Origin of the sequence: Varibaculum cambriense (assembly GCF_022133705.1) — a bacterium.
In the GTDB taxonomy this organism is placed as follows: Bacteria; Actinomycetota; Actinomycetes; order Actinomycetales; family Actinomycetaceae; genus Varibaculum; species Varibaculum cambriense_A.
In genome coordinates, this window is record NZ_JAKNHJ010000013.1 from 17,794 (window position 1) to 41,533 (window position 23,740).

Genomic DNA, 23,740 nt, shown 5'->3' on the forward strand with positions numbered 1-23,740 from the left:
CATCGAAACGTGTGATAGAGTTTGTGTCGATTCGACAATCATCGAAATGTAAGGAGTTAACTGTGCGTCAAATCGATATCTATGAACCGGCTTTGTGTTGTTCTTCTGGAGTCTGCGGAACCGACGTAGATCAGGCTCTCGTTGATTTCAACGCGGCGCTGACCGCCCTGGATAAAGAGGGTATTACCGTAACCCGGCATAATTTGGCTTCTGCCCCTACTGATTTTGCGGCTTGCGAACCGGTTCGCGCCTATATGGAGGTAGCTGGCACAGACGGCCTACCAGTTACTGTGGTTGATGGCACTATCGTCGCGACTGGTTCCTATCCCAAAGCCGATCAGCTCCGACAATTCGCGGGGGCATCCCTGGAGGGAAAGACAACTTTGCCCGTAGTTGAGTCTGATTGTTGTGGCGGAAGTGGGTGCTGCTAATGTCCCTTCCTGAACTGAGCACCAAGTTTGCGTTTTTCACCGGTAAAGGCGGAGTCGGAAAGACTACGGTTGCTTGCTCTTTAGCTACCCGCGCGGCAGGTGAAGGCAAGCGAGTGCTGCTAGTATCCACTGATCCAGCCTCGAATATTGGGCAGGTATTCGGCCGTGAGATCGGATCGGGCGGAGCAGAGCTAACCGACCTGGTGCCCGGCGCTATTGGTTTTGATGCGGTAGAGATTGATCCGGAGGCAGAAGCGGAGCGGTATCGCGAGTCTATCCTGGGGCCGGTTCGCGGCCTGCTGCCACCCGAGGTGCTAGCAACAACCGAAGAAACCTTGTCTGGTTCCTGCACGGTTGAAGTCGCAAGTTTTAATCGATTCGTCGACTATCTAACCAACGAAGACATTACTAGCCACTATGACCACATCATTTTCGATACCGCCCCGACCGGACACACCCTGCGGTTACTGTCCTTACCCGGTGATTGGTCTAGTTTCATTGATAAAGGAGCGGGTGACGCCTCGTGTCTGGGGCCGATGTCGGGGTTAGAGAAGAACCGGCAAACCTATCACGAGGCGGTAGCAGCTCTATCTGACCCGGCACAAACTTCACTGGTGCTGGTGGCCAGGGCGCAAATCTCGACCCTGCAAGAAGCTAACCGTTCCACCGGTGAACTACTTGAGATGGGAATTAAACCCGCACTGTTGGTGATCAACGGTATTCTGCCAGTGAGCGCCGCTACCGATCAGCTGTCGGAGTCTATTTATGCCCGGGAACAGGCACTACTAGATGGCCTTGCCACGAATACGCAGCTGAGCGCGATCAATAGTGTTCCAACGGTATGGATCGAGTTGAACGCTAACCCGGTGATGGGGGTAGACGGCCTGTTACATCTGGGCGAGGCTGACGGCGACGCAACTTCGAGCGCGGATCCCACACTAGAGCCGAGCCCTGCGCAGTCCAATTCCGAGCTGCACGTCGGTTTATCCCATCTGGTGGATGAGCTAGCAGAGGGAAAACCGAAACTCGTCTTGTGTATGGGCAAAGGTGGGGTTGGCAAAACCACCGTGGCGCAAATGCTGGCATTGGAGCTCGCTAAGCGCGGCAAGCCAGTGCATCTGTCCACCACGGATCCCGCGAATCACCTCGATGTTTCCCTCGAAGATCGCATCAAAGATTTGACGGTGTCATCAATCGATCCTGACGCGGTGACGGCTAGCTACCGTGAAGAAGTGCTCGCCACCAAAGGCGCTTCTCTCGATGCCGACGGGTACGCACAGTTGGAGGAAGACCTGCGCTCCCCATGCACGGAAGAAGTGGCCGTTTTCAAAGCATTTTCTGAGGTCGTAGCAACGGTCCAAAACCAGTGGGTCGTCCTCGATACCGCCCCCACCGGGCACACCCTGCTATTACTGGACGCCACTGGATCCTACCACCGCGAACTCATGCGCCAATCCGGACGTGACGATTCCGCGACCACGCTCCAACACCTGCAAGATAGGGAAGTGACCCGGCCAATCCTCGTGACGCTGCCAGAAACCACGCCAGTGCTCGAGGCACAATCCCTCGCCGCCGACCTGTCGCGAGCAGGTATTGAGCCGTGGGCATGGGTGATCAACCAGTCACTCCCAGCAACCGAAACGTCATCGCCGTTCCTGCTACGACGAGCCAATGCGCAACAGGAGATAATTAATTCGGTCGCTGATCAGGCAGGGGTACAAGTGGTTCAACTGCCCGTCATGCTCGACCATGAACTACGTGAATAGCGATTTAGCGGAGCTAAGTCGTATAGGTCGCCTCGTCTCGTCTGCCAGTTTTAAATGGTTGGACAGACGAGGTGGCCGTTTTTATTCTGAGACTTGAAAGGCTTGAATCCTTGATATTGCAACCAGGCGATATGCACGGCTCATCCCGATCCTCACCCCACTAAGCCCTCACGGGTTCGATTCCCGGGCTCAAAATATATGCAGGCCCCAGGATAAACCTGTGACCTGCATTCATAGTGCTAGCAACACTTCGTGTTGCGCACCGTTTCCTCACCCTCACTAATACGAAAACCCGAACGGTTTTCGCACCGTTCGGGTTCGTCATTGTGCTAGTAATCCCTGACGGGATTACGCACCATTTCGTCGTCCTCACTAATGAAAAAGCTCGAAGCTTTTTCGCCGTTCGGACTCATCGTGCTTGCAACACTTCGTGTTGCGCACAACTTCCTCCGCTTCACTAATGAAGAAACAAGTTTCTTCACCGTTCATCGTCGTCGTTGTGGAGCCGCGGGGAATCGAACCCCGGTCCAACTGGTACTCCTGCATTCTTCTCCGTGCGCAGTCTGCCTGAACTTTTTCTCAGCCTGAATCTACTTGGCAAACTAGAGATTCTATAGGCTCAGTCACTGTAAAGTGTCGCTGCAATCCCATTGACGAAAACTGCAGCCAGTGGCTCCTGAAAAACGACGCCAGGAACCGAGGTAGAAGCACCCCCGGAGCTGACGGACTTTTAAAGGCTCTGCTTAAGCAGCTAGAGCGAAGTCAGTGCGGTTATGTTTAGCACTTATTGTTTTGTGAAGGACGTTAGCGAGATGACTCCACATTCTCGGCACGCTTCTCTACAACCAATACCAGCTGTCGAAACCGATCGACCCCTATTAAATTAATAAACACCCAACTTGAATTGTTAAACACCCAGTGTGAATGCTCTGACCATTATTTCCATAAACCGTTTGTTAGTCAAGAGAAATATGCCACGAAAAATGAAAATACCCAACCGGAATCCTGACTGATTTTACGCCCCTAATAACGTGGCGCTCAGCGTATAAACAGCTACTAGCAGCAGTAATAAGGCGAATAGGAATGTTAAAGTAGTGGATTTGGTTTTCCGGGTTAAGCTAGCGCCGATCGGACCTCCAATCATTGAGGCGAAGGCGAATGGCAGTACGCTTAGGTAATCAATCTGGATTGCGGTACCCATTCTGGCAGCTAATCCTGCCAGGGAAGCAATCACCATCACCAATAGGGAAGTGGCAGATGCCTCTTTCATGTCGAAATGCATTATCAAAGTGAGGGCAGGTACTACCGCAAATCCTCCTCCTACCCCGAAAAATCCGGTTAAAACCCCGATCAGAACGGCTGCGATAGTAATAGTAATCCAGTGGTGTAGGTGAGACTTGGAGCTGGGGGAGTTTTCATTTCCTTGGGGAGGGCGATTACAAACTTGGTTATGTCCATCCAGATTAGGAGATTTCTTTTGCTGCTTCCTTCCGGTCGCATTCCCACCGGCCGCATTTTTTTCTTTAGCTGCCTTGCGGAACATTAATCCGGCAACTATGACAAGCAATCCTGAAAACAGATACATTAACAGATTTGGTGATACCAGAGAGTTTAGGAACGACCCGATAAAAGAACCCGTAATTGAAAGCGCCCCAAATACTACCCCTTGTTTCCAGTGCACTTCTTTACGTCTGCCTATCAGGGCTATTAGGGAGGTCGCGCCCACGATTAGCAGCGAACCAGCGGCGGCATTATGGGGAGATTGTCCCAGCAGATAAACCAGTATGGGAACCGAGAGGATTCCTCCTCCTGCCCCAAGTAGACCGACGATAATGCCTACGCAGATTCCAACTATTATCGGCAAAAGTAGGCTCATTGTCTTCTTCCTTTAATCAATGATTCTTTCCATAATATCTGCTGCTGGTTTACCGCTAGCTACTAGCGCAGCCATCTGCTGCAAGGTAGGGAAAATATTGCGATAAAAATAGTGGTAACCAGGACATAAATAGTTTTGAGGCGGATCCAAAGGTCTGGAGTCCTCCAAGGGAAATGGATTTCGCCCACCAGTGGCCGATTTGGCTGCTTCCAGCGGTGATAGCTGTTTACTGTTTGTGGTGATAAAGCGATCCTTTGGGCAGCCCCCATAACAAAGTCGCAGGTATGGACAGTGTAGGCATTTTTGGCTGAGGTGACTCTTTTTCTTAGCGAATTCTTTAGCGCGTTCAGTATTAGCTAGGTCGAAAAAGTCTTTATCGCGCAGGTTTCCCAGTTTCCAATCTGGTTCTACCCAATGGTCACAAGCATAAACATCGCCGTTAAACTCCAAGGCGAAGTTGTTTCCACAGATTGGAGCATGTACGCAGTTGCTTATTTGTCCGAACATTGCGGCGAGAGCTGCGTCAAAATCTTGGACGAATACTTTTCCCACATCGTGACGTATCCATTCGTTGAATACCTCCAGCAGAAACACTCCATATTTTTCTGGCTCTACACTACGGGAAGTAACTGCCTGACCATGTTGCCTATAGAGTAACCCTACCTTTTCGTTTGATAGATTACGGTCTTTTCTTGATCTCCAACCGGCTTCTGCCTGGGCTAAATCTTTGTCATTAACTCTTTCAACTATGGGAATGAATTGGATAAAATCTGCCCCTAAAGAATCACGAAAATACCGGTAAACTTCCTGGCCATGATCTTGGTTAGCGTGATGTATGGTGCATAAAATATTGCATTTGACTCCGTAGTTCTGGAGGTGTTCCCAGCCTTTTAACACCATTTTTTGGGTGGGGCGACCAGCTCGGTTGACTCGATAAGTGTCATGATATTCTTCTGGTCCGTCAAGGGAGATTCCCACCAGGAAATCGTTATCGAACAAAAACCTTGCCCATTCAGCGTTTATTAGAGTGCCATTGGTTTGCAGGGCGTGTTTAACTACTTGATCAGGGCGTCGGTATTTGTCACAAAGTTTTAGAGCTAATTTATAAAAATCTAGACCCCGTAACGTGGGTTCTCCGCCTTGCCACAGCATAGTTACGATTCCATCAGGCTGGGCTTGCAGGAAACGCTGAATATACAGTTCGAGAGTCGCTTCGCTCATTGTTTGCTGCCGTGCGTTGTACAGCAGCTCTTTAGAAAGGAAAAAACAATACTTACAGTCCAGGTTACAGGCAGCTCCGGTCGGTTTGGTGACCACTGCAAATGGTAATTGTCGGTTGGAAGGTGTCTGGGTGTTACTCATAGATTTTACCTATTGACTCTTCTCGTCTTCTTACAGCCAACTCGTTATAAACCGCTGCAACTGCCCCTAAGGCAACGTCACTATCGGCGAGCTTGGCGGTTACTATTTTGGGATTATGAAATAGGCGGGGAGCTACTGCTGCTGCTATTTGCTTCGACAGAGCCGGGAAGGTGTCTATGAGTTCTCCCCCTAGAACAATGGTTTTCGGATTATACAAGAGGGCTGCATATTCGATTCCTTGAGCAAGATAGGTTAGTGCGCGTTGAAGAATATCTCCCGTTTCGAGGTCGCCTGCCTGGGCTTTTTGAGCAAACTCGGTAAGGTTGCTAACTTTAGCTAAGCTGCACAGGGCGGGTACGCTAGTGAACTGTTCTAGGCATCCGGTGCGTCCACAATAGCAGCGTAAATCTTGCCCCGCGGCAGGGAGATGGCCCAGTTCACCTACGATTACTGGCGATCCGGTGGTGGCACTATCTACCGTAAAGCAGCAGCTGACTCCGCCGGATATACGTATGTATAGTTGCCTGTCCCCTTGGGGAGGCTGTGTTGATCGCGATTCGCCTAACCCCGACATTTCTACTACGTTTTTAGTGACTGTCAGGCATTGCCAAAACTTGGATACTGTTTGCTCTACGCTATTGGTTAGGTGGGGGGAGATAGGCTCGGGGATACCTACTCCCACTCCAGATAGTGAAGTTAAATCAAGGTCTTTTAGATGTGCGTTATCACTGATTAACTGACAAATACTGGCTAGAGGTTCGGTCCAGTCAGAAAAAGAGCAGTAATCTTTACTAGATTTATCGAGCACATTTCCGGCGCGATCCATAATGAGCGCAGTGGCGTTATTACGGGCAATGTTGATACCGATTGCGTAGCCGGTTTTTTCCCGTAAATATAGGGTCTCACTTGGGCGGCCGCGAGGACGTAAAGGTGTTTCGTCCTCTGTTACTCCGGTAACACTGGTAATGCTATTAGTGCTAAAGAGCCTGGCGAGAGCGCGGCTTAGAGTTGGTCGCGATACTTTTAACGCTCTAGCTAGCTCCCTGCGAGAAGTGGGTGCTTGGCTTAGGTGCTTGACGATTCGGTTTTCTAATTCAAACGGATCGCTTAGCCGCGTTCTCATCCAGGCTCCTTTCCAGTGTATTTATTTACTATTAATCAGTTAATACTTCGTCAAGGTCGGACCGAGCGGTGTTGACCAAGGGAATATCGAAATCAGTCATTGCCGCCATCCACTTTGCAAAAGAATGGTCGCCACGTTCTCGTAGTTGTTTATAGAGTTCAGTGGCTAATTCTTTACGGATTTCATCGTAAACTGGCACGGTATAGACATTATTCATCTCTGCTGGATCTACCCGCAGGTCGTACAACTCGTTGATAGATTCATGATTCATTACCAGTTTGAAATCGTTAGTGCGCAGCATTCTTTGTTGCAGCGGGAAATGGTGCCCATGGAACTCACACACGATATTTTCGCGCCAGTTCGGAACTTCATTTCCTCGGGTTAAGTCCACAATTGAACGTCCGTCCTCGACTAGGTTTTCTGGAAGTCCTGCTATTTCCATGACGGTAGCCGGTAAGTCGATCAGCGAAATAAATTTGTCGCTGCGTCCTACTTTGGATACCCCGGGAATATGTGCGATAAAGGGAACGTTGTAAATGTCATCGTACATTGCTGGCCCTTTGTCGTTCATGCGGTGCGAACCGGTAAATTCACCGTGATCAGCACAAAAGAACAGGGCGGTGTCATCTAGTACTCCGAGTTCGCGTGCGACCTGCATTATTCTGCCAATCTCGTAATCAATCATGGCCACATATCCCCAATATACGGCGATCAATTTCTTCCACTGTTCATTAGTGAAACTTGAGGTAGACCAGTAGGTTGCATAATTTTGTTGAATTGGCGGCTTCCCAAATAGGGTGTCCCCGAAGTTTTCTGGTAACTCCACGTTGTCTGGGTCAATCAGGTCGAACCATTTATCGGGTAAGAAATAGGGTAGGTGGGGGCCGTAATAATGGACGTCCAAGCAGAAAGGTTTACCGCTTTGTTTCCAGTCTTTTGCGTATTCGCGTAGTTTCTCTATTGCCCGGTCGGTCAAGAAACGCTCAAAAGTTGCTTCTTCAGGTTGGTCGAGGCGGGCGGCGATAATATGTCCTGGTCTGCCCCCTGGTAGCTCTCCACGCCACAAATCATGGGCTTTTACCGGGGGAAGATTGTTCTCTTTGAGCCAGGCGACATATTTTTCGTTCGCAACTGGGTTTTCAGCTCCCCAATAAGTGTCGTCATCGGCTCCGAATTTGTCAGGCAGATTGTATCCGCAGTGGTATTTGCCCACTATACCTACGTTGTAGCCGTGATTTCGTAGTTCTTGTGTATAAGTCCAGCTATCTAAGGGAATGTCAGTGTTGTAAGCGATATTCCATTCTGGATTGGCTAGCACCTGGTGTTTTAGGGGAAGCTTTCCAGTCATTAGGGAGGCTCTGGCGGGGGTGCAGATCGCGGTTGGGGTGAAACAGTTTGTGAAAGCAAAACCGTTTTCACCTAATTGGTCGATATTTGGAGTTTTAGCATGGGGATTCCCTAGGCAACCAATGGTGTCGACTCGGTGCTGATCGGTCATTAGCACCAGTACATTACGTACATTATCTGGGATAACTCGCGTTTTAGCGGTGCTATTTTCGGAAGTAGTCATTTTAGATTCCCATCTCCTCAAGTTGTTTTCCAGATGTCTCTTGGACAAATTTTCCGGTGAAGATAACGGCTAGCACACCGAAGACAAAGAAAATCCAGTACACGCCAGCCGGAGACCAGGCAACTAGGAAGGGGAAGAAGAAAACCACTAGGAAGTTGACTAAGAAATCTGCACCGCTGGCTAGAGACATTGCGCCTCCCCGTATCTCGTTGGGGAACATTTCTCCCATCAATATTGAGAATATAGGGCCCCAAGAGGAAGTGAATCCTAAGAGGAAAAGGCAGAGGGCACCCACTGCTATCCAGCCGAGGATGGGTTGGCTAGCAACATCGGCGCTCCCATCCGGGCCGGCGGGGGCGATTGTGAATACTAGAGCCACCAACCCTAAGGCAACGAATATCATGGTGCCGCCAATCATTAGCATTCGTTTGCGTCCCACTTTGTCTACCAGGAAAATGCCGGTAAGTACCCCCACGATTTTGAAGAAAGTTAGGAGAGTGGTTTGTTGGAATGCCATTTCTTCGCTAAACCCTACAGTTTCAAAGAGCTTGTTGGAGTAGAAGAAGATACCATTTGTTCCGGTGAGCTGTTGGAAAGCCGCAATCGCCATAGCAACAAAAACCAGAGGACGCCATTTAGAGGACATAATTTCTTTAATTGTGAGCTTGCGATTTCCGCTTTGTCCAAAAGACGCGCGAATCTGGGCAATCTTTGCCTGCGGATCTGCCTCTGCTGACACTTTAGCCAAGGTAATAGCTGCTTGTTCGTCTTTGCCTACCGATACTAAGAAGCGAGGAGATTCTGGGATTAGTGCCGTTAAAATAACAAATGCAATTGCTGGTATCAACAGGCATAAAAACATCCACTGCCAGGCCTTTAGCCCGAACGCCATTACCGCGAGGGAGCCTTGTTCGCCGGCAATAGCTAAAATGGCGCTATTAATCCAAGCGGCTAGGAATAGCCCCAAAATAATAGCTAATTGGCGGAAACCGATTAAGCGTCCTCGAATTTCGGTGGGAGAAATCTCAGCCACATAGCCGGGAGCTACTGTGGTCGCTGCCCCGAAGCCGATTCCTCCAATCACTCGACAAAAGATTAAGAAAAAGTATCCTCCCTGAACTCCCAGCAGGGGACTGAAAGCACCGAAAACAGCTTCAAATAGCAGAAAAGGCCCTACTAGTTGTAGAGCTTTTTTGCGTCCAATTCTGTCGGAGATTCTTCCAGCGAATACCGCGCCTATTAGACCTCCGATAATCCCAGCTGAACCAGCTAAACCTTGGGCGATAGTTCCTAGCTTGAAATCTCCAGCGACTGCTTTGATAGCTCCGTTTAGTACCATTCCTTCGAAACCGTAAAAGAATGGGCCTAGGGTGGCAATGAGGGCGATGATGGTGGCAGTTCGTCGGGCTTTTTTAACTTTTTCGGATGGCAACTCTGCCACCGGGGTTGAAGTGCTCATGTTCCTCTTCCTTGAAGTTGAGAGTCAGATCCGTTGCTCGGTTAAGCAAGTCTGCGGTTTTCTGACCCACTTTCTATTAAAAAAGCGGAAAAATATGCTCAATTTGATGGACAAAAAGAATTTAGTGAGTTACGTCACTGCGGGTGTCTATTGTATTAATATGAGCTATCAGTATCCGCGGCGGACTACCAGAGCCAGATGAGCAATACAGTCAATTTGAACTGTCCCAGATTTTCCCATCTCCTCAAACGGAACAAAACCTGGGATAGTCCAATACCGGCTTAGCCACGTGCGGTGATGCTGCATACCAGCTCGCGAGCCGTTCCTAGGGAATCTGCTTGAACGCATCATCGGGAACACACTCCTGCGAGCGCGCCAAGTAGCCCTGAGATATGCCTAGCAATTTGAGCCATGTCCTCGCCCACGAAGCCCTTGAAGCGTGCAAACCCTTTGAAACTGTAATAGCCCGGAGCTAGTACTCAAAAAACGTCAGGAGCTGAGCCTTACCCGTTCTTTGCTTAAAAATCTGAAAGAATCTTTCGCAGTCAGCAAATAATCCCTCTATGCCTGCCCTAAATCCAAAGCTACCGACATTTTTCTGCCGCGAGTAGTTAAGATTGAGGGTATGGAAATGCGTAACGGTTTATCGGATCCAGATAGCGGACAGACCGAGGGTGGGGTAGGAGTACTTCAGCGCCCGGAAACTTCCAGGCAAGAGCCCGGGGACAAAGACCGTTACGCACATTATGTGTCGGCGCATCGCCTGGCTACCTCCCGACTTACCGGGCAGCCGGTGGTTGCCCTCTGCGGTAAGGTCTGGGTTCCCACCCGGGAGGTGCGAAACCATCCGATCTGTCCGCGTTGCGTAGAGATCAAAAAAGAGATGGATGCCTCCGGTGGACCCGACTGGCCATTTCGCGGTCCCGGCTCCCGCTAGGCACGCGGATCTGCGCTGGTGGGAGCCTCTACTTCGTCCTGGCGCTCAGTTAAATCAATAATCTCGGTGGGGATAGCCGCTTCTCCAGCCGACAGCCTCCATCCCTGATAGGGCAGTTCGTTACGTGCCTTTATGTGATGATCCTGAGCATCCTGTAGCGCCTGTTTACCCATATAACTCCGGTTAGGCTCCCCAGCAGTAACCAGGTCTACCAGTAGCGGGCGGGCGTTGCGACGCGCGAACTCGGCCTCAGCCTGCTCGGCGTTATCAGCGACCACTACCAATTCGGTGCTGGCGTATCCGTCCTCACCGCGGGCACGCCCCGCAAACTTGCGTCCTCCCAAAGTGGATTTAGAGGTCGAACGCTTGGCAACATCGTGAATGGAGCCGTCTTCATTGACCCGCTGTACCAGTTTGTAAACCAAAGCGGCTGTGGGGATACCAGAGCCAGTTACCATCTTGGTACCCACCCCATAAGAATCAACCGGCGCCGCCCCAAGAGCGGCAATCGCATATTCATCCAGATCATTGGTGACTGTGATCTGGGTGCTTTGCGCATCCAAAGAGTCCAGTAGCGCCCTCACCTTGAATGCTTCCGCCACCAGGTCTCCGGAGTCTAGGCGGACGCATCCCAGTTCCCCGCCGGCTTCCCGCGCTAGTTTAACCCCGCGTTTAACTGCGCGCGGAACATCATAGGTATCCACCAAGAGAGTGGTGCCGGGCCCCAGATTGGCCAGCTGTGCGCGGAAGGCGTCCTCTTCGGAGTCGTGAATCAAAGTAAAAGAGTGGGCGGCGGTTCCGATGGTGGGAATCCCATAGCGCTTGCCGGCTTCCAGGCAGGAAGTCCCCCTGAAACCAGCAATATAGGAGGCGCGGGCGGCTGAAACTGCGCTGCGTTCATGGGTGCGCCTCGCTCCCATATCTACGCAGGGGCGCCCATGAGCGGCGATAGTCATTCGCGAGGCCGCGCTAGCTACCGCGCAGTCATGATTTAGGATCGAAAGTAATAGGGTCTCTAATAAAACGCACTCCGCAAAGGTGCCCTCTACCTGCATTAGGGGAGAGGACTCGAAGTAGCATTCCCCTTCGGTATAACCGCGAATATTTCCCTGGAACCGGTAGGATTTTAGGTAATCCAGGCAATCATCGGAAACTATTTTTTCCCGCGACAAATAGTCGATCTCTTCACTTGAAAACTCAAAACGTTCCAGAGCTTCAATAATGCGGGCATTGCCAGCCATCACTCCAAAGCGACGTGCCGAAGGTAGACGCCGACCGAACAGCTCAAAAATAGCGCCGCGATTCCAGGTTCCGGATTGCAAGGCAGCATCTACCATGGTCAGTTCGTACATATCGGTTAACAAAGAAGTGGTCACTGAAGAACTCATGGTTTTAGCATACTCACAAACCAGTAATAATCCAGTTTTCGCCTTATGGGCGAAAACGCGGTTCTGAGCTCATTGTGGCTGCAGAAATAAAAATATTTTTCAAAACCCCCCATTCCCTGCGACTTCCTAATAGTCTGGACGTATGGTTAATGATCTGGTATCTGACCCGGGTACTCCACCGTATTCGGACAGAACTCGCCTAAAGCAGTGGCGGGTTACTATCTTCCGGGATCCAGTTAACCAGCCGCGATACGTAGAAAGAGTATTAGCTCACCAGTTTTCAATGCCGCGGGAAAAAGCCAAGCGCACCCGGCTAGAAATTTTTAATCAGGGACAAACGGAAGTTGCCGCGGGCACTCGCGAAAGAATGGAAGCTCTAGTGCAGGCGTTGCACGGTTATGGTTTGCGCGCCACCTTGGGCGGACCGGATCAACAATGAATACCTTTCGTCCCGTTCCCGGAGGGTGGGAATGCCCGATGGGGGCAGTTGAACGGGACTTGTTCCTGCAAGCCATTTGCGAAGTGCGCACCCTACTCGATCCGCCGGTATTGCCTTTTGAAATCACCACGATGTTAGGGGAGGGCGAAGAAGAAACCCCCGACAGCAATGTGCATCTTGAAAACGCCTCTTTGGATCGGTTACTCCCGCCCGGATCCGCCGATGAAGCAACCGCACAAACTATGCGTGACTTGACCGATTCGCAGTTACGTACCCAGAAAGCTGAGCGCCTGGATCGCCTCTACTCTTTGCTTTCATCACAAACCGGCCCGGTGATCGTGATCGAAAATGGGCAAGAGTGGGATTGGCTTAGCGGAACCAACGATGTGCGTCTGGCCATATCTGGCAAACTTAAACTGGGTGATAGCGACGAAGGATCACAGCACGATTCTTTCGAATCTTCGCAGGTAACGCCGAAATCAAGGGATGAAAAATTTGAAGAAGTCCTGGTGTCATCCTTTTATGAATGGCTCTCTGGGTGGCAAGATTCACTGTTGCAGGCGATAGATTGCTGGCCGCGGCCTAGCTAGGCTATTTTTTGTGACTAATGAAGCCGCTATTGGTATTTTTGACTCCGGAGTTGGGGGACTAACGGTCGCGCGTGCAGTTCTGAATGTGCTGCCGCGCGAAGAGATTCGTTACGTGGGGGATACTGCCCACACTCCATACGGGGAAAAAGACCTGGAAACTGTGCGGGGCTATTCCCTGTCTATTATGGATTCCCTGGTGGAATCTGGGGTAAAAATGCTGGTAATTGCCTGTAATACTGCCTCGTGTGCGGTGTTAGATCAGGCGAGGACTCGATACCAAGAAGAGCAGGGAATTCCAGTAGTCGAAGTGGTGCAGCCCGCAGTTGAACACGCGGTCACCCGTTCCCGTAACGGCAAGATCGGAGTCATCGGCACCCGAGCAACCATTGAATCCGGGGTGTATCAGAGGAAGCTTTCAAAAATGGGGGCGGAGGTTTTCACCCAAGCCTGCCCGCGTTTCGTTGAATTCGCAGAGGAAGGGATCACCGCCTCTCAGGAACTATTTGACGTTACTGAAGAGTATCTAACTCCGCTCAAAGAAGCAGGAGTAGATACTTTAGTTCTCGGTTGTACCCATTATCCGCTGTTAGAAGGACCAATCTCCTATTTCATGGGAGAGAACGTCTCCTTGATTTCTTCATCCTCAGCAGCTGCCAGAAAAGTTTATGGCGAACTGGTGGAAGAAAAAATGTTGCGCTCTTTTGGGGCACAAAAAGCAGATCACCACTTTATCTGCACCGAAACTAAAGAGAGTTTTATCGCCCTTGCTTCCCGAATAATGGGGGCTGATTTTAACGGAATTAAACAGGAGGAGATCACCAAATGATCCTGACAGTGGTGGGGGTAACCGGTTCCATGTCTGGCCCGGCCTCCCCGGCATCCTGCTATCTTTTACAGGCAGAAGGAACTGACTCTCTCGGTCTACCCCACACCTATTCGGTAGTTTTTGATTTAGGTCCCGGCTCTTTCGGGCAGATTTGGAACTACACGGATCCGACAAAACTGGACGCGGTGGTACTCTCTCACCTGCATGCGGATCACTGCTCAGATATAGTATCGATGCAGGTGCACCGGCGTTGGCATCCTAGGGGGGAGCTAGGGCCGATTCCCGTGTATGCCCCCAAGGGGGTAAAGGATCGAGTTCGTGGCCTAGATGGATTTAGTCCCCGCGACGACTTCAGCTCAGAATTCGAATTTCACCATATTAAGCAGGGACGAGAATTTAATGTTGGCCCCTTGCAGATAAAGCCTTTCGCGGCTTGGCACTCGGTTCCTGCTTTTTCCTTCCGGGTAACCGGTCCTGGTAAGAACGGTCAGGCGGTTTTCACTTATTCGGGAGATTCTGACGAGTGCGACACCTTGGTACAAGCCGCCACCAACTCGGATCTATTCCTATCTGAATGCGGTTTTACCCGGGAAGATGAGATTCGCGGTATCCATATGTCAGGGGATCGTGCCGGCCGGGTGGCTCAAAACTCCGGAACCAGCAAGCTGGTGCTCACCCATATTCAGCCCTGGACAGACCCAGAAGTGCCGTTAAAGGAAGCAAAAACAACCTGGCGCGGAGAGCTCGAAATTGCTCGTTCCGGGATGCGTTTCGAGCTTTAGGATCCCCTATAGGGCATATCTAGCTAGGGTCGTGCTTGAGCAGGGGTTACGTTTCCTCCTAGCTCAATAGTGGCAGCGATCGTGGGGGCGAGGGCGCGGAAGGCTTTGCCCCGATGCGACAGCGCATTCTTTTCCCTCGGACTTAGTTCGGCATTGGAGCGCTGCTGCCCTTCGGCTATAAAAATCGGGTCATAGCCAAATCCGCCTTCACCGCGCGGTGCGGTAAGCAACTTTCCAGGCATTTTCCCGAGGCAATGTCGCTCTAAACCAGCCGGTGAGACTAGCACTGCCGCACACACAAAACTGGCGCCGCGATTTGCTTCAGGCACGTCCGCCAGTTGGTTGAGCAGTAACTCTAGGTTCGCTTGGTCATCCCCATGATGCCCGCACCAGCGTGCCGAGAATATTCCGGGAGCACCCCCTAAAATATCTACGCATAGTCCCGAGTCATCCGCAACTGTCGGCAAGCCGGTTCGCTGCGCCACTAGGCGGGCTTTTATCAGTGCGTTTTCAGTGAAACTTACCCCGTCCTCTACCGGTTCTTCGATCCCCAGCCCCTCGGCTCCCACAATCATTTCCGGAGAAAAACCGGGGATTAACGGGCAAAGAATCTCGGCAAGTTCGCGCACCTTATGGGGATTATGGGTGGCGAGGATCAGCCGCGCGCCGGGAGGTATTTTCACGATAGCGCCTCTGTTTGGATGCGGGAAATCTCATGGATTCCTTTATCAGCCAGGTCCAAAAGCTGATTAAACTGAGAACGATCGAAAGCTTCGCCCTCGGCAGTTCCTTGGATCTCGACGAACTTTCCCGAGCCAGTCGCCACGATATTCATATCTACGTCCGCGCGCGAATCCTCTTCATAGGGGAGATCGAGCAGTGCATTTCCCTCGATAAAACCAACCGACACCGCGCATAGCGAATCGGATAGCACCTTGCCGGGACGGATCCATCCTTTTTCTTGACCCACTTTGATGGCATCCACCAAAGCCACATAAGCGCCGGTAATCGAAGTAGTGCGAGTGCCACCATCAGCCGATAACACGTCACAGTCCAGCACAATTGTGTTTTCCCCTAGGGCGCTCATATCTACTATGGCACGCAGAGAACGGCCAATTAAACGAGAAATCTCATGGGTGCGGCCTCCAATTTTTCCCCGTACCGATTCGCGTCCTGACCGGGTAGAAGTAGCGCGCGGCAGCATCGCATACTCAGCAGTCACCCATCCCAGGCCAGAGTCTTGCCGCCATCGCGGCACCCCTTGGGTCAGGGAAGCATTGCAGAGGACGCGGGTATTTCCGCAGTCAATTAGCACGGAGCCTTCGGCCTGTTTTGCCCAGCCACGGGTAATTGTTAGCGGTCGCATCTGGTCAAAAGCGCGTCCATCGGCGCGTACAAACTTTTCTATACTCACGTTTCCGATTATAGATGACTGCGGTTTTTGTCGGCATTTGTACTCAGGTGCGGCACCTCCGCTATATTTTTGCGCATGGCTTAGATGCCAGGGGAGGAAAATGCGGCAAGTTTCAACTTTCCGGGCAATGTTTTCGATGGACAGAAGCAATTAGCAGCCTTCTCGGAGGTGCTTATTTTAGGTGCGCCGTAATAAACTGCCGGAAACTTTGAAGCGCTATTTCCGCATCCTCCAGATGCCGCAGGCCTGTAAAACGGATAGGTTAGTGGTTATGAATAGTCCTGCTCTTTCGCGTTATCGCATCGATCTGGATACGGGTTGTCGTCAGTTCGTGCATGTACCCAGCCTACTGCGAGAGGGCGCGACGGAAGTTTTTGCGGTCTCCGATCGGCGTCGGGTTCTCTTGCCGCTAAGCGACGGAGTCAGTGTAGGCCCGGAAATAGTGGCCTCCCGCTTCCACGTTTCCGCTCCTTTCGGGACGGGAAGCCTCTACCGTCTTTCTAGCGGTGAGCGGCAGTTTTTAGGACAAATACAGTCCTGGGACGAACGTTACCAAACAGGCAAAGCTTGGTACCTGGGCAGAAGCGGTGCCACCAGCCGAGTTGCCCTGTTTATTAATGACCATGAACTGGCAGGACTTGCTGAACACACGGAAACATCTCTACGACTAATTCCCTTGCGCCAAGTGGGAGCCTTTTTAAACGGTCAAGATGCTGCCATTGCTACCCACGCGACTTGTCTGGGACTGTGGCACTTAGATACCAACTATTGCTCGCGTTGCGCCACCCGGCTTGAAATCGCGGCCGCCGGTTGGGAACTTCACTGTCCCCGGTGCGGTGAAATTATTTATCCCCGTCAAGACCCTTCCGTAATCGTTGCCATAAATGATGAGGCCGACCGGTTGCTGCTGGCACACAACTCGGCATGGGAGGCTAACTTCTATTCGGTTATTGCCGGCTATGTAGAAGCCGGGGAATCTTTAGAGGGCGCAGTTCACCGGGAAGTTGGGGAAGAAGTGGGACTGGAAGTCGATGAAGTTCGCTATCTAACCTCTCAACCGTGGCCTTACCCGCGTTCGTTGATGTTGGGGTTTTCTGCTCGCTCACGCATCCCCTATTTTATTTTGGATGAAACCGAGATCGATCGCGCGTTGTGGGTAACTCGCGCAGAATTCATGGAGTTAGTGGCCAGTAGGCAAATCAGTCCTCCCGGGCCGTCCACAATCGCCTCCAACTTGATTGAAAACTGGTTGGGCTCACCAATTGTTCGTCCCCAAGACAACTACCTATAAGCTGATTGACGTGGAGCAGGCAGAAGAACTCTTAAAACATTTAGACCCTGATCAGGCAAAAGCTGCCCGGGCTTTGCGCGGCCCAGTATGTATTAGGGCGGGTGCGGGCACCGGTAAAACTCGAGCGATTACCTATCGTATCGCCTATGGGGTGCGAACCGGGGTCTATAACCCCTATTCGGTTTTAGCCGTGACTTTCACGGTGCGGGCAGCCGCAGAAATGGGGGCACGTTTGCGGCTACTAGGAGTGCAGGGCGTGCAAGCGCGCACTTTCCACTCGGCGGCTTTGCGCCAGCTCAGGTATTTTTGGCCCACTGCCATCGGTGGGCAGTTACCAAAACTAATAGAGAATAAATCTTCACTGGTAGGCGCGGTAGCTGCCCGGCTGGGGCTCCCTAAAGAGCGGGCGGCAGTGCGTGATTATTGCGCAGCGATCGAAATGGCCGCGGTGAGTATGGTCAGTCCTGAAGAATATGGAAAATGGATAAAAAGTACCGGGACGCAGCCACCGGCGGGGATTTCCACTTACGATATGGCTGATATTTTGCGCGGATATAGTGAGGCCAAAAGAGAGCGATCCGTTATAGATTTTGAAGACGTACTGGCTTTGACCAGTGGAATGATTGAGGAACGCCCTGATATTGCCCAGCAGATCCGCTCCCAATATCGCTTCTTCGTGGTCGATGAGTATCAGGACATTTCACCCCTGCAAAAACACCTGTTAGAGCTGTGGCTGGGAGAGTCGAACCGTGATCTTTGTGTAGTGGGGGATGCTGCCCAAACCATTTATTCTTTTGCCGGTGCCACTCCGGAATATTTAGTGAACTTTGCCCAGGAATATCCCGGTGCCCATACGGTTACGCTTTCTCGAGATTACCGCTCGACTCCGCAGATTGTATCCTTGGCGAACGGACTGGTTAATCGAGATAAGCAAACCAAAAAACAGGCAGTAAAGCTCATCTCGATGCGCGATTCTGGTAGTGCGGTACACTTCGGTCGCTATCCAGATGATGAGGCAGAGGCGGCAGCCATTGCAAAAATGATTAAGGAACGAATCGAAGCGGGCATTCCTGCTAGCGATATTGCGGTTCTGTTTCGTACCAATGCCCAATCCAGCATGTTTGAAGCAGCTTTGGCGCATAGAGATGTGAAATATTGTGTGCGCGGCGCAGAAGGATTCTTTAAACGCCCCGAAGTTTCCGCCCTCCTAAAACAGGCAAGTGTGATTGCCCGCCGCGGGGCGCAAGGCAACCTCGGAGAAATCGTGGCGGAATTAGCTCGACCTCTCGGGTGGACGCAGCAGGCTCCTGAGGCTCAGGGGGCAATCCTTGATCGTTGGGAGGCGTTAAATACTCTGGTCGCGCAGGCGCAGCTCAAAGAGGCAGCGGGATTATCGCTGGCCTCCCTGGTACAGGAATGGCAGGAACTTGCCCAGGCGCAGCTTGACCCTTCTGGCGGGGGAGTCACCTTGGCGTCTATTCATTCCGCCAAAGGCCTAGAGTGGAAAACTGTTTTCCTGGCGGGAGCCAGCGAGGGGCTGCTGCCGATCACCCAAGCGAAATCAGGAAAAGAACTGGCAGAAGAACGCCGCCTGTCCTATGTAGCGGTAACTAGGGCGCGCGATGAACTATATGTTAGTTACGCGGAAAAACGTTCTCTAGACCGTAAGGCTACCCGCGCCTGTTCCCGGTTTTTCTCTCCAGTGTGGCCGCGGGAAGAAACCGCGATGAAAACCGTGCGTACCCCCAGCACGCGCAAAGATACTAAGCGATTCTTAAATGAGGCCAGTCAGGAAGAGCAAGAACGCTTTGAACGTTTGCGCCAGTGGAGATTACTAGTCTCGCAAGGACAGGGGAAACCGGCTTATACCGTGTTTTCGGATACCACTTTGCGTGATATTGCCATTGCCAAGCCGCAAACCCTAAAACAGTTGTCACTGCTTAGAGGGATCGGTCCGGTCAAATTAGAACAGTTCGGGGCGGCCGTTTTAAGAATTTTACGAGGGACGAATCCCGACCAGGTTGCTCACCAGCAGCTGCAAAATCTGTCTGACTAGTCCCGCACGCAACCGCACTGGGGGTGGGGTTGCCATTGTCTAACCTGAGGCAGAGGATCGGCGAGATTGAAAATCCAAGATGCTCCGGTTAGAGATAGCGGCAGCCCAGATAGATAGTTCAAGATTTCTCGCACCGCAAAAGCGCTGGCATATTCGGATAGAGCAGTGTCGGCCATTACCGGGCCAGCGCAGGCTAATTGGGCAGCTATCCGCGGCCACTCCGGATCGATATCTCGTTTGGCCAAATGCTGACATTGTAGGCAACAGGTAGTCCCGGGAATAAACAAAGGGCCAACTTCAATCTCGGTTTCCCGTTTGATAATCGGCAAGTGGGGGACTCCTCTGTTAATGCAGGCCTTCGCCCAGGCGGGATTAGTAAGGTAGGAACTGATGGCAACTTCAATGGTTACCGCTTTATTAGGCAGCTGCTTGTTAACTCCCAAGACTAAGGGAGCCACATCTTGACGCATAGCTCCTAAATAGTCATCTTTATAAACGCAAAGATCACGGGTTTTTACCTTGCTTTGATCGCGAAGAATCAGCGAATGAATCCCGCAAGCTACCAGTTTTCGAGTCAGGGTAATTCCTAAAGGTCCCAGGCCGCTGACTCCCACTAATGCCTGCTTGCGGCTCTTGATCGTGCTATCTGAGCCGTAGAGGTGGAAGGCGCAAGCACAATCACCATCTGGCACCTGATGCTTGGCAACGAGACCTCCATCTTTAAGTATTTGTAGAATGTCCTTGATTTCCTGCTTGTTTTCTGGAAAGCGGCGGTCTAAATGGGAGTTGTACCAACTTTGTTTCTCAAAAAGCCACTTGAGAATGGCGATATGCACCGGGCTGAGTCCCTTAACTAAGAAGCTATTACGTCCTCCAGTGCCAAATTGTGCCTGACCGCCGGAACGAAGCAGCATTACCGAGCCGTTAATCAATCTCATGCTTCCAGCATTCCAGAAGGAAAAAGGGCGACGCTAGAGTGGGTTAAAAACTGTGGATATTTTATTATTAAACTCTATTTAGCTGTGCCTGCCGATGGGGAATCGTTTTCATCATCCCTATCTGTGCGGCCAGAATCCTCATCATTTTGATCCCCAGCGGATCCCTTTGATTCGTTTTCTGAGGCGTGATTGCCGCCTACCAGTTGATCGCCCTGGGAATCCACCTCGGGGGTTAGCCCTTGTGCCCATCCCAACGTACCAGAAAGTAAAGAATCTAAATCTTGATCTACCTGGTCTTTTTCTGGTTCCTCCCCGCTTTGGCTCATGAAGCTCTCGGGATCGGTTAGATCTGGCAGAGTTGGAATCATATCTGGATGGGACCAAACTTGATCGCGCTGGCGCATTCCTTGTTCATTTAGCAACCGTGACCACAGTGAGGCCGCTTGCCGGGAGTACTTAGGTCTCAGCTCCATTCCGATAAGCGGTTTTAAGACTTTCTCGATCGGGGAGGTAGTTGCACGCCGCCTGCGCAGCAATTCCCGTAACTGGATGACGTGGGCAAGGTTAGGCATACAGGCTCGCGTGGAGACCTCGTCAACCCACCCTTCAATCAGTGCCAAGACGGTCTGCAAATCCTCCATAGCTTGCCGCTGGGTTGCGGTTTCTTCAGATGCAAAAATATCTACCGACAGACCCAGCCCCAAATTGGCGGGATCAAAGTTCCCCAATGGGAGGCCGATTAAGCCTTCTTGCTCTCCCATTTGTTCTTGCAGGCGATCTTGTAAATCCCGCACTGACCGGTCGATAGCTTCCGGATCGATCCGAATTTCTTGCGCATACCGGGCAAGCAGCCGCGACAACTTGTGGCGTAGCCAGGGAACAGAATGGAAAAGGCGCGCATGGGCGGCCTCGCGTACCGCCAGATATTGGCCGACCTCTTCCTCGGTAATCTCTAAATCCTGGGCAAAACTCGTGATATTTACCGGCACCAGTCCCATGATTTTTTCCTTCGCCAAGGGAATGCCGATATCGGTAGAGCCAAAAGCAACTTGCGCTATCTGTCCCATGGCTTGTCCAATCTGGACTGCAAATAACCCGGCTGCCAGGTTCTTTAGCAGTGAATCGGGATCCATAGGACCGATAATTTGTCCGATCCCCGGAATCGCTGCCGAAGCTTTCATCTCTTCTGGGTCGATTCCTTGCCGCTCAAATTGTTCCGCAATGGCCTCGGTAAAGGCGCGTACCACATTGGCAATCACCGGTTCGGTCAGGCGCTGCCAAGCGGGGACAGTGGCTTGAATCCATTCTCGAGGCGTCCACGCTACCCGTTCACTAGCGGTCGGGCTCAAGGTAGTGGCCGTGTCTAGCCATAAGTCTGCAACCGACAGCTGTTCGCGTACCTTCTGCGCCTGAGCTGCGCTAGTGGGAGTAAAACTGGGGAGACGGGAAGCTGCTACTTCCACCGCCGCATCCCAATTCACGGCTTCTTTGCGAGGGGCAAAGAAATGTTTCAGCTGGCTTGCCCCGAAGCTGGATCCGCCGGGGAAAGGAAAGGGCATCGCGGTGCCGGCGAGCTTTTCGGGGTCGATTCCATTTGCTTGAAGCTGCTGGAAAGCGTCCTCAGCGGCTTCTTCTCCCAGCATTTTCTTGAGGATTTGGAACCATTCTGGTCTCTGCTCCTGGCCATTAGCTTCGCTCAAGTGCTGCCCACCCCCTAAAATAGACTACGTTCTTAAGATTATCGGTATTGTGAGTTGGGGACTAGGCACGCGAGAGAGTTTCGCCTTGGGCAAAGCCGATTTTAAACTTCGGGAAGGAGGAAGAGTGAAGAGTAAACGCTCTGATAAGTCGCGCCGGCAAGGACGCATTGGAAAAGCCATGATGGCGCTGTCGGTTATCGGATTCTTGATTCTTGGCGTTGTCGTTCGCGCGCCCTACGTAATTGAATCTCCCGGCCCAACTTTCAACGTTCTTGGCACTCAGTCTGGCCACGGGCAAATCATTAAAGTTGCAGGCGCTAAAACCTATCCCACCAAAGGACAGTTACGGATGGTAACCGTTTCCCTGCGCGGAGGGCCAGGAACCCACGTTACCTATGCGGAAGTCCTGCTGGCGAAAATGCGATCAGACAGCGAAGTGTTACCCGAATCTGCGGTTTATCCCGCGGGGGCAACTGCCAAACAAGTACAGCAGGTTTCTCAGGCACAAATGGAAGATTCCCAACTGAGCGCAAAAGTAGCGGCGCTTAGCGAGTTAGGCTACCAAGTTCCAGCCAAGTTTAAAGTTACCGGAGTGGGGGAGGACTCCGATTTTCAGGGTAAACTTAAAGAGAACGATATTTTGCAGGAGGTTACCTTTCGCGGGAAGACTCAGGCATTGAATCAAGCGAGTATGCTTTTCGATATTTTGGAGGACGCAGCGCCGGGAACTACCCTCGAGTTCAAGGTTCAGCGTGCGGGGAAGAATCTCTCGATTAGTGGGAAAACCCGCAAACCTACCGATGGTCGCAATGGTTCCCAACTAGGTATCTATCTAGATCCCCAAGCAAAACTGCCGGTAGATATTAAAATCGCTCTCCAGGAAGTGGGAGGTCCCTCAGCGGGAACTATGTTTGCGCTGGGAATAATTGACCGGATGACCGCTAAGTCTTTGACCGGCGGCAAAGAGATTTCTGGTACCGGCGCGATTGCCTATGGGGGACAGGTGCTGGCAATTTCGGGAATTCCCCAAAAAATGGCAGGCGCTAAAGAGGACGGTGCTCACTGGTTTTTGTTGCCGCAAGCCAATTGCGATCAGGTAAAACCGATAGCAGGAATCCGGGCGGTACCGGTACAAGATCTACAGCAGGCACGGGAGGTTAGCGAGCAAATCGCAGCCAATAATTTTAAGAATCTGCCGCGCTGCCCGGCTGGCTAACTAGCTGCGCTAGTTCGGCATCACTAACTAACATCGCTTTTAATACTTCCAGCAGTTCCGGAACGATGTTATCGCCTTGTGCCACCATGTCGTCACTGTCTTCGCTGCGTGCCCTAGAAGCGCACCAGGTATTTCCATCGCGGGTAGCGGCGGCTACGATCCGCACATCTTGGCGGCTAGGATGCGCTAGTAAGAACTTCTCCCGCTCCTTCGGGTCTTGAGGCGCTTCGGCATCGGCTTGGGGGGAAACCAAAAAACGTTCCATCGCGACAGCCACTCCCGCCACGTCCTCGCCAAAAACTAGATGCCCGAGAGTATCCATTAGATCTGCAGGAAGGTGGTCTTGAAGAACCGCGGTTAAATGCTGCGGATTTTCAGATAGGGCGGCTCGTAGTTGCTTAGCCTGAGCCCCATCCATTTCCGCCTCTAGTTGCGGAAAAATATCCTTGGTGGGTACCAGGGCAAAGAGGCTCGGAGATTGATCCCATCCCAGCTGAGCTACATCTTTTTCTAGGGAGGAAACCGCTAAGCGCAGGGATAGTTGCGCGGAAGATAGATCCGATGAAGTGTCCATGT

21 protein-coding genes and 1 other RNA gene are annotated in these 23,740 nt (G+C 51.7%); 10 read left to right on the forward strand and 12 right to left on the reverse strand.

From position 1 onward, the window contains the following. The first annotated feature begins 62 nt into the window (after positions 1–62). Both arsD and arsA read left to right on the forward strand, forming a co-directional pair. Complete coding sequence (gene arsD / locus L0M99_RS06975) at positions 63–431, forward strand: arsenite efflux transporter metallochaperone ArsD (protein ID WP_238128182.1); 369 nt, start codon at positions 63–65, stop codon at positions 429–431. Beyond that, positions 431–2,197, forward strand: a complete 1,767-nt coding sequence (gene arsA, locus L0M99_RS06980; RefSeq protein WP_238128183.1) for an arsenical pump-driving ATPase — start codon at positions 431–433, stop codon at positions 2,195–2,197. Before arsD ends, arsA begins: the two co-directional genes overlap by 1 nt. A 497-nt stretch (positions 2,198–2,694) precedes the next feature. Here arsA and ssrA read toward each other — a convergent pair. From ssrA to L0M99_RS07010, 6 genes are all read right to left on the reverse strand, one after another. Then, positions 2,695–3,073, reverse strand: a transfer-messenger RNA (tmRNA) gene (ssrA, locus tag L0M99_RS06985). A 139-nt stretch (positions 3,074–3,212) separates the two neighbouring features. Continuing rightward, a complete protein-coding gene (locus L0M99_RS06990; protein WP_238128184.1) occupies positions 3,213–4,073 on the reverse strand; it encodes a sulfite exporter TauE/SafE family protein in 861 nt (286 codons plus the stop codon). Between the two features lie 12 nt (positions 4,074–4,085). Beyond that, positions 4,086–5,435: an anaerobic sulfatase maturase gene (locus tag L0M99_RS06995; RefSeq protein WP_238128185.1), complete on the reverse strand. Its 1,350-nt coding sequence runs from the start codon at positions 5,433–5,435 to the stop codon at positions 4,086–4,088. Continuing rightward, a complete protein-coding gene (locus L0M99_RS07000; protein WP_238128186.1) occupies positions 5,428–6,558 on the reverse strand; it encodes an ROK family transcriptional regulator in 1,131 nt (376 codons plus the stop codon). The genes L0M99_RS06995 and L0M99_RS07000 overlap by 8 nt, the downstream gene beginning before the upstream one ends. Before the next feature lie 31 nt (positions 6,559–6,589). Beyond that, positions 6,590–8,128, reverse strand: a complete 1,539-nt coding sequence (locus L0M99_RS07005) for a sulfatase-like hydrolase/transferase (protein WP_238128187.1) — start codon at positions 8,126–8,128, stop codon at positions 6,590–6,592. Between the two features lies 1 nt (position 8,129). Further along, positions 8,130–9,587: a sugar porter family MFS transporter gene (locus L0M99_RS07010; protein ID WP_238128188.1), complete on the reverse strand. Its 1,458-nt coding sequence runs from the start codon at positions 9,585–9,587 to the stop codon at positions 8,130–8,132. Between the two features lie 631 nt (positions 9,588–10,218). On the opposite strand from L0M99_RS07010, the gene L0M99_RS07015 reads away from it, so the two are divergent. Beyond that, entirely contained in the window at positions 10,219–10,524 is a 306-nt protein-coding gene (locus L0M99_RS07015; RefSeq protein ID WP_024058671.1) for a DUF3039 domain-containing protein, read from the forward strand. Here the strand turns inward: L0M99_RS07015 and L0M99_RS07020 are convergent. Continuing rightward, positions 10,521–11,912: a nicotinate phosphoribosyltransferase gene (locus L0M99_RS07020; protein ID WP_238128189.1), complete on the reverse strand. Its 1,392-nt coding sequence runs from the start codon at positions 11,910–11,912 to the stop codon at positions 10,521–10,523. The genes L0M99_RS07015 and L0M99_RS07020 overlap by 4 nt on opposite strands. A 142-nt stretch (positions 11,913–12,054) precedes the next feature. On the opposite strand from L0M99_RS07020, the gene L0M99_RS07025 reads away from it, so the two are divergent. Genes L0M99_RS07025 through L0M99_RS07040 form a run of 4 tightly spaced genes read left to right on the forward strand, consistent with a single transcriptional unit; the run spans position 12,055 to position 14,549 of the window. After that, positions 12,055–12,351 carry an ATP-dependent Clp protease adaptor ClpS gene (locus tag L0M99_RS07025; protein ID WP_024058673.1) on the forward strand — a complete coding sequence of 99 codons (297 nt, stop codon included), beginning with the start codon at positions 12,055–12,057 and terminating at the stop codon, positions 12,349–12,351. Beyond that, the gene (locus L0M99_RS07030; protein ID WP_024058674.1) at positions 12,348–12,941 is read left to right on the forward strand and encodes a DUF2017 family protein; all 594 of its coding nucleotides are present in this window, start codon (positions 12,348–12,350) and stop codon (positions 12,939–12,941) included. The genes L0M99_RS07025 and L0M99_RS07030 overlap by 4 nt, the downstream gene beginning before the upstream one ends. A 10-nt stretch (positions 12,942–12,951) precedes the next feature. Beyond that, complete coding sequence (murI, locus tag L0M99_RS07035; protein WP_238128190.1) at positions 12,952–13,767, forward strand: glutamate racemase; 816 nt, start codon at positions 12,952–12,954, stop codon at positions 13,765–13,767. After that, positions 13,764–14,549 carry an MBL fold metallo-hydrolase gene (locus tag L0M99_RS07040; protein WP_238128191.1) on the forward strand — a complete coding sequence of 262 codons (786 nt, stop codon included), beginning with the start codon at positions 13,764–13,766 and terminating at the stop codon, positions 14,547–14,549. Before murI ends, L0M99_RS07040 begins: the two co-directional genes overlap by 4 nt. 23 nt (positions 14,550–14,572) lie before the next feature. Here the strand turns inward: L0M99_RS07040 and rdgB are convergent, their stop codons facing one another. After that, on the reverse strand, positions 14,573–15,232 hold the full coding sequence (gene rdgB, locus L0M99_RS07045) for an RdgB/HAM1 family non-canonical purine NTP pyrophosphatase (RefSeq protein WP_238128192.1): 660 nt from the start codon (positions 15,230–15,232) through the stop codon (positions 14,573–14,575). After that, a complete protein-coding gene (gene rph / locus L0M99_RS07050; protein WP_278613111.1) occupies positions 15,229–15,963 on the reverse strand; it encodes a ribonuclease PH in 735 nt (244 codons plus the stop codon). Before rph ends, rdgB begins: the two co-directional genes overlap by 4 nt. A gap of 271 nt (positions 15,964–16,234) precedes the next feature. Here rph and nudC point away from each other — a divergent pair, with 271 nt between their 5' ends. Together nudC and L0M99_RS07060 are read left to right on the forward strand one after the other, a co-directional pair. After that, complete coding sequence (nudC, locus tag L0M99_RS07055) at positions 16,235–17,254, forward strand: NAD(+) diphosphatase (protein ID WP_238128193.1); 1,020 nt, start codon at positions 16,235–16,237, stop codon at positions 17,252–17,254. Continuing rightward, positions 17,202–19,310, forward strand: a complete 2,109-nt coding sequence (locus L0M99_RS07060; protein ID WP_238128194.1) for a UvrD-helicase domain-containing protein — start codon at positions 17,202–17,204, stop codon at positions 19,308–19,310. Before nudC ends, L0M99_RS07060 begins: the two co-directional genes overlap by 53 nt. On the opposite strand, the gene L0M99_RS07065 is transcribed toward L0M99_RS07060, so the two are convergent. After that, a complete protein-coding gene (locus L0M99_RS07065) occupies positions 19,307–20,248 on the reverse strand; it encodes a ThiF family adenylyltransferase (RefSeq protein WP_238128195.1) in 942 nt (313 codons plus the stop codon). The two genes, L0M99_RS07060 and L0M99_RS07065, sit on opposite strands and share 4 nt — an antisense overlap. Before the next feature lie 74 nt (positions 20,249–20,322). Then, a complete protein-coding gene (locus tag L0M99_RS07070) occupies positions 20,323–21,948 on the reverse strand; it encodes a zinc-dependent metalloprotease (protein ID WP_238128196.1) in 1,626 nt (541 codons plus the stop codon). 124 nt (positions 21,949–22,072) lie between these two features. Between L0M99_RS07070 and L0M99_RS09935 the strand changes: the two genes are divergently transcribed. Continuing rightward, complete coding sequence (locus tag L0M99_RS09935) at positions 22,073–23,164, forward strand: YlbL family protein (protein ID WP_238128197.1); 1,092 nt, start codon at positions 22,073–22,075, stop codon at positions 23,162–23,164. Here L0M99_RS09935 and L0M99_RS07080 read toward each other — a convergent pair. Beyond that, positions 23,133–23,738: a PPA1309 family protein gene (locus L0M99_RS07080; protein WP_238128198.1), complete on the reverse strand. Its 606-nt coding sequence runs from the start codon at positions 23,736–23,738 to the stop codon at positions 23,133–23,135. The genes L0M99_RS09935 and L0M99_RS07080 overlap by 32 nt on opposite strands. Positions 23,739–23,740 lie beyond the last annotated feature (2 nt).

Coding starts and splice junctions, on each gene's coding strand:
- arsA (WP_238128183.1), top strand. CDS start 431: ATGTCCCTTCCTGAACTGAGCACCAAGTTTGCGTTTTTCACCGGTAAA.
- L0M99_RS06990 (WP_238128184.1), bottom strand. CDS start 4,073: ATGAGCCTACTTTTGCCGATAATAGTTGGAATCTGCGTAGGCATTATC.
- L0M99_RS06995 (WP_238128185.1), bottom strand. CDS start 5,435: ATGAGTAACACCCAGACACCTTCCAACCGACAATTACCATTTGCAGTG.
- L0M99_RS07000 (WP_238128186.1), bottom strand. CDS start 6,558: ATGAGAACGCGGCTAAGCGATCCGTTTGAATTAGAAAACCGAATCGTC.
- L0M99_RS07005 (WP_238128187.1), bottom strand. CDS start 8,128: ATGACTACTTCCGAAAATAGCACCGCTAAAACGCGAGTTATCCCAGAT.
- L0M99_RS07010 (WP_238128188.1), bottom strand. CDS start 9,587: ATGAGCACTTCAACCCCGGTGGCAGAGTTGCCATCCGAAAAAGTTAAA.
- L0M99_RS07015 (WP_024058671.1), top strand. CDS start 10,219: ATGCGTAACGGTTTATCGGATCCAGATAGCGGACAGACCGAGGGTGGG.
- L0M99_RS07020 (WP_238128189.1), bottom strand. CDS start 11,912: ATGAGTTCTTCAGTGACCACTTCTTTGTTAACCGATATGTACGAACTG.
- L0M99_RS07025 (WP_024058673.1), top strand. CDS start 12,055: ATGGTTAATGATCTGGTATCTGACCCGGGTACTCCACCGTATTCGGAC.
- L0M99_RS07030 (WP_024058674.1), top strand. CDS start 12,348: ATGAATACCTTTCGTCCCGTTCCCGGAGGGTGGGAATGCCCGATGGGG.
- L0M99_RS07040 (WP_238128191.1), top strand. CDS start 13,764: ATGATCCTGACAGTGGTGGGGGTAACCGGTTCCATGTCTGGCCCGGCC.
- nudC (WP_238128193.1), top strand. CDS start 16,235: ATGAATAGTCCTGCTCTTTCGCGTTATCGCATCGATCTGGATACGGGT.
- L0M99_RS07065 (WP_238128195.1), bottom strand. CDS start 20,248: ATGAGATTGATTAACGGCTCGGTAATGCTGCTTCGTTCCGGCGGTCAG.
- L0M99_RS07080 (WP_238128198.1), bottom strand. CDS start 23,738: ATGGACACTTCATCGGATCTATCTTCCGCGCAACTATCCCTGCGCTTA.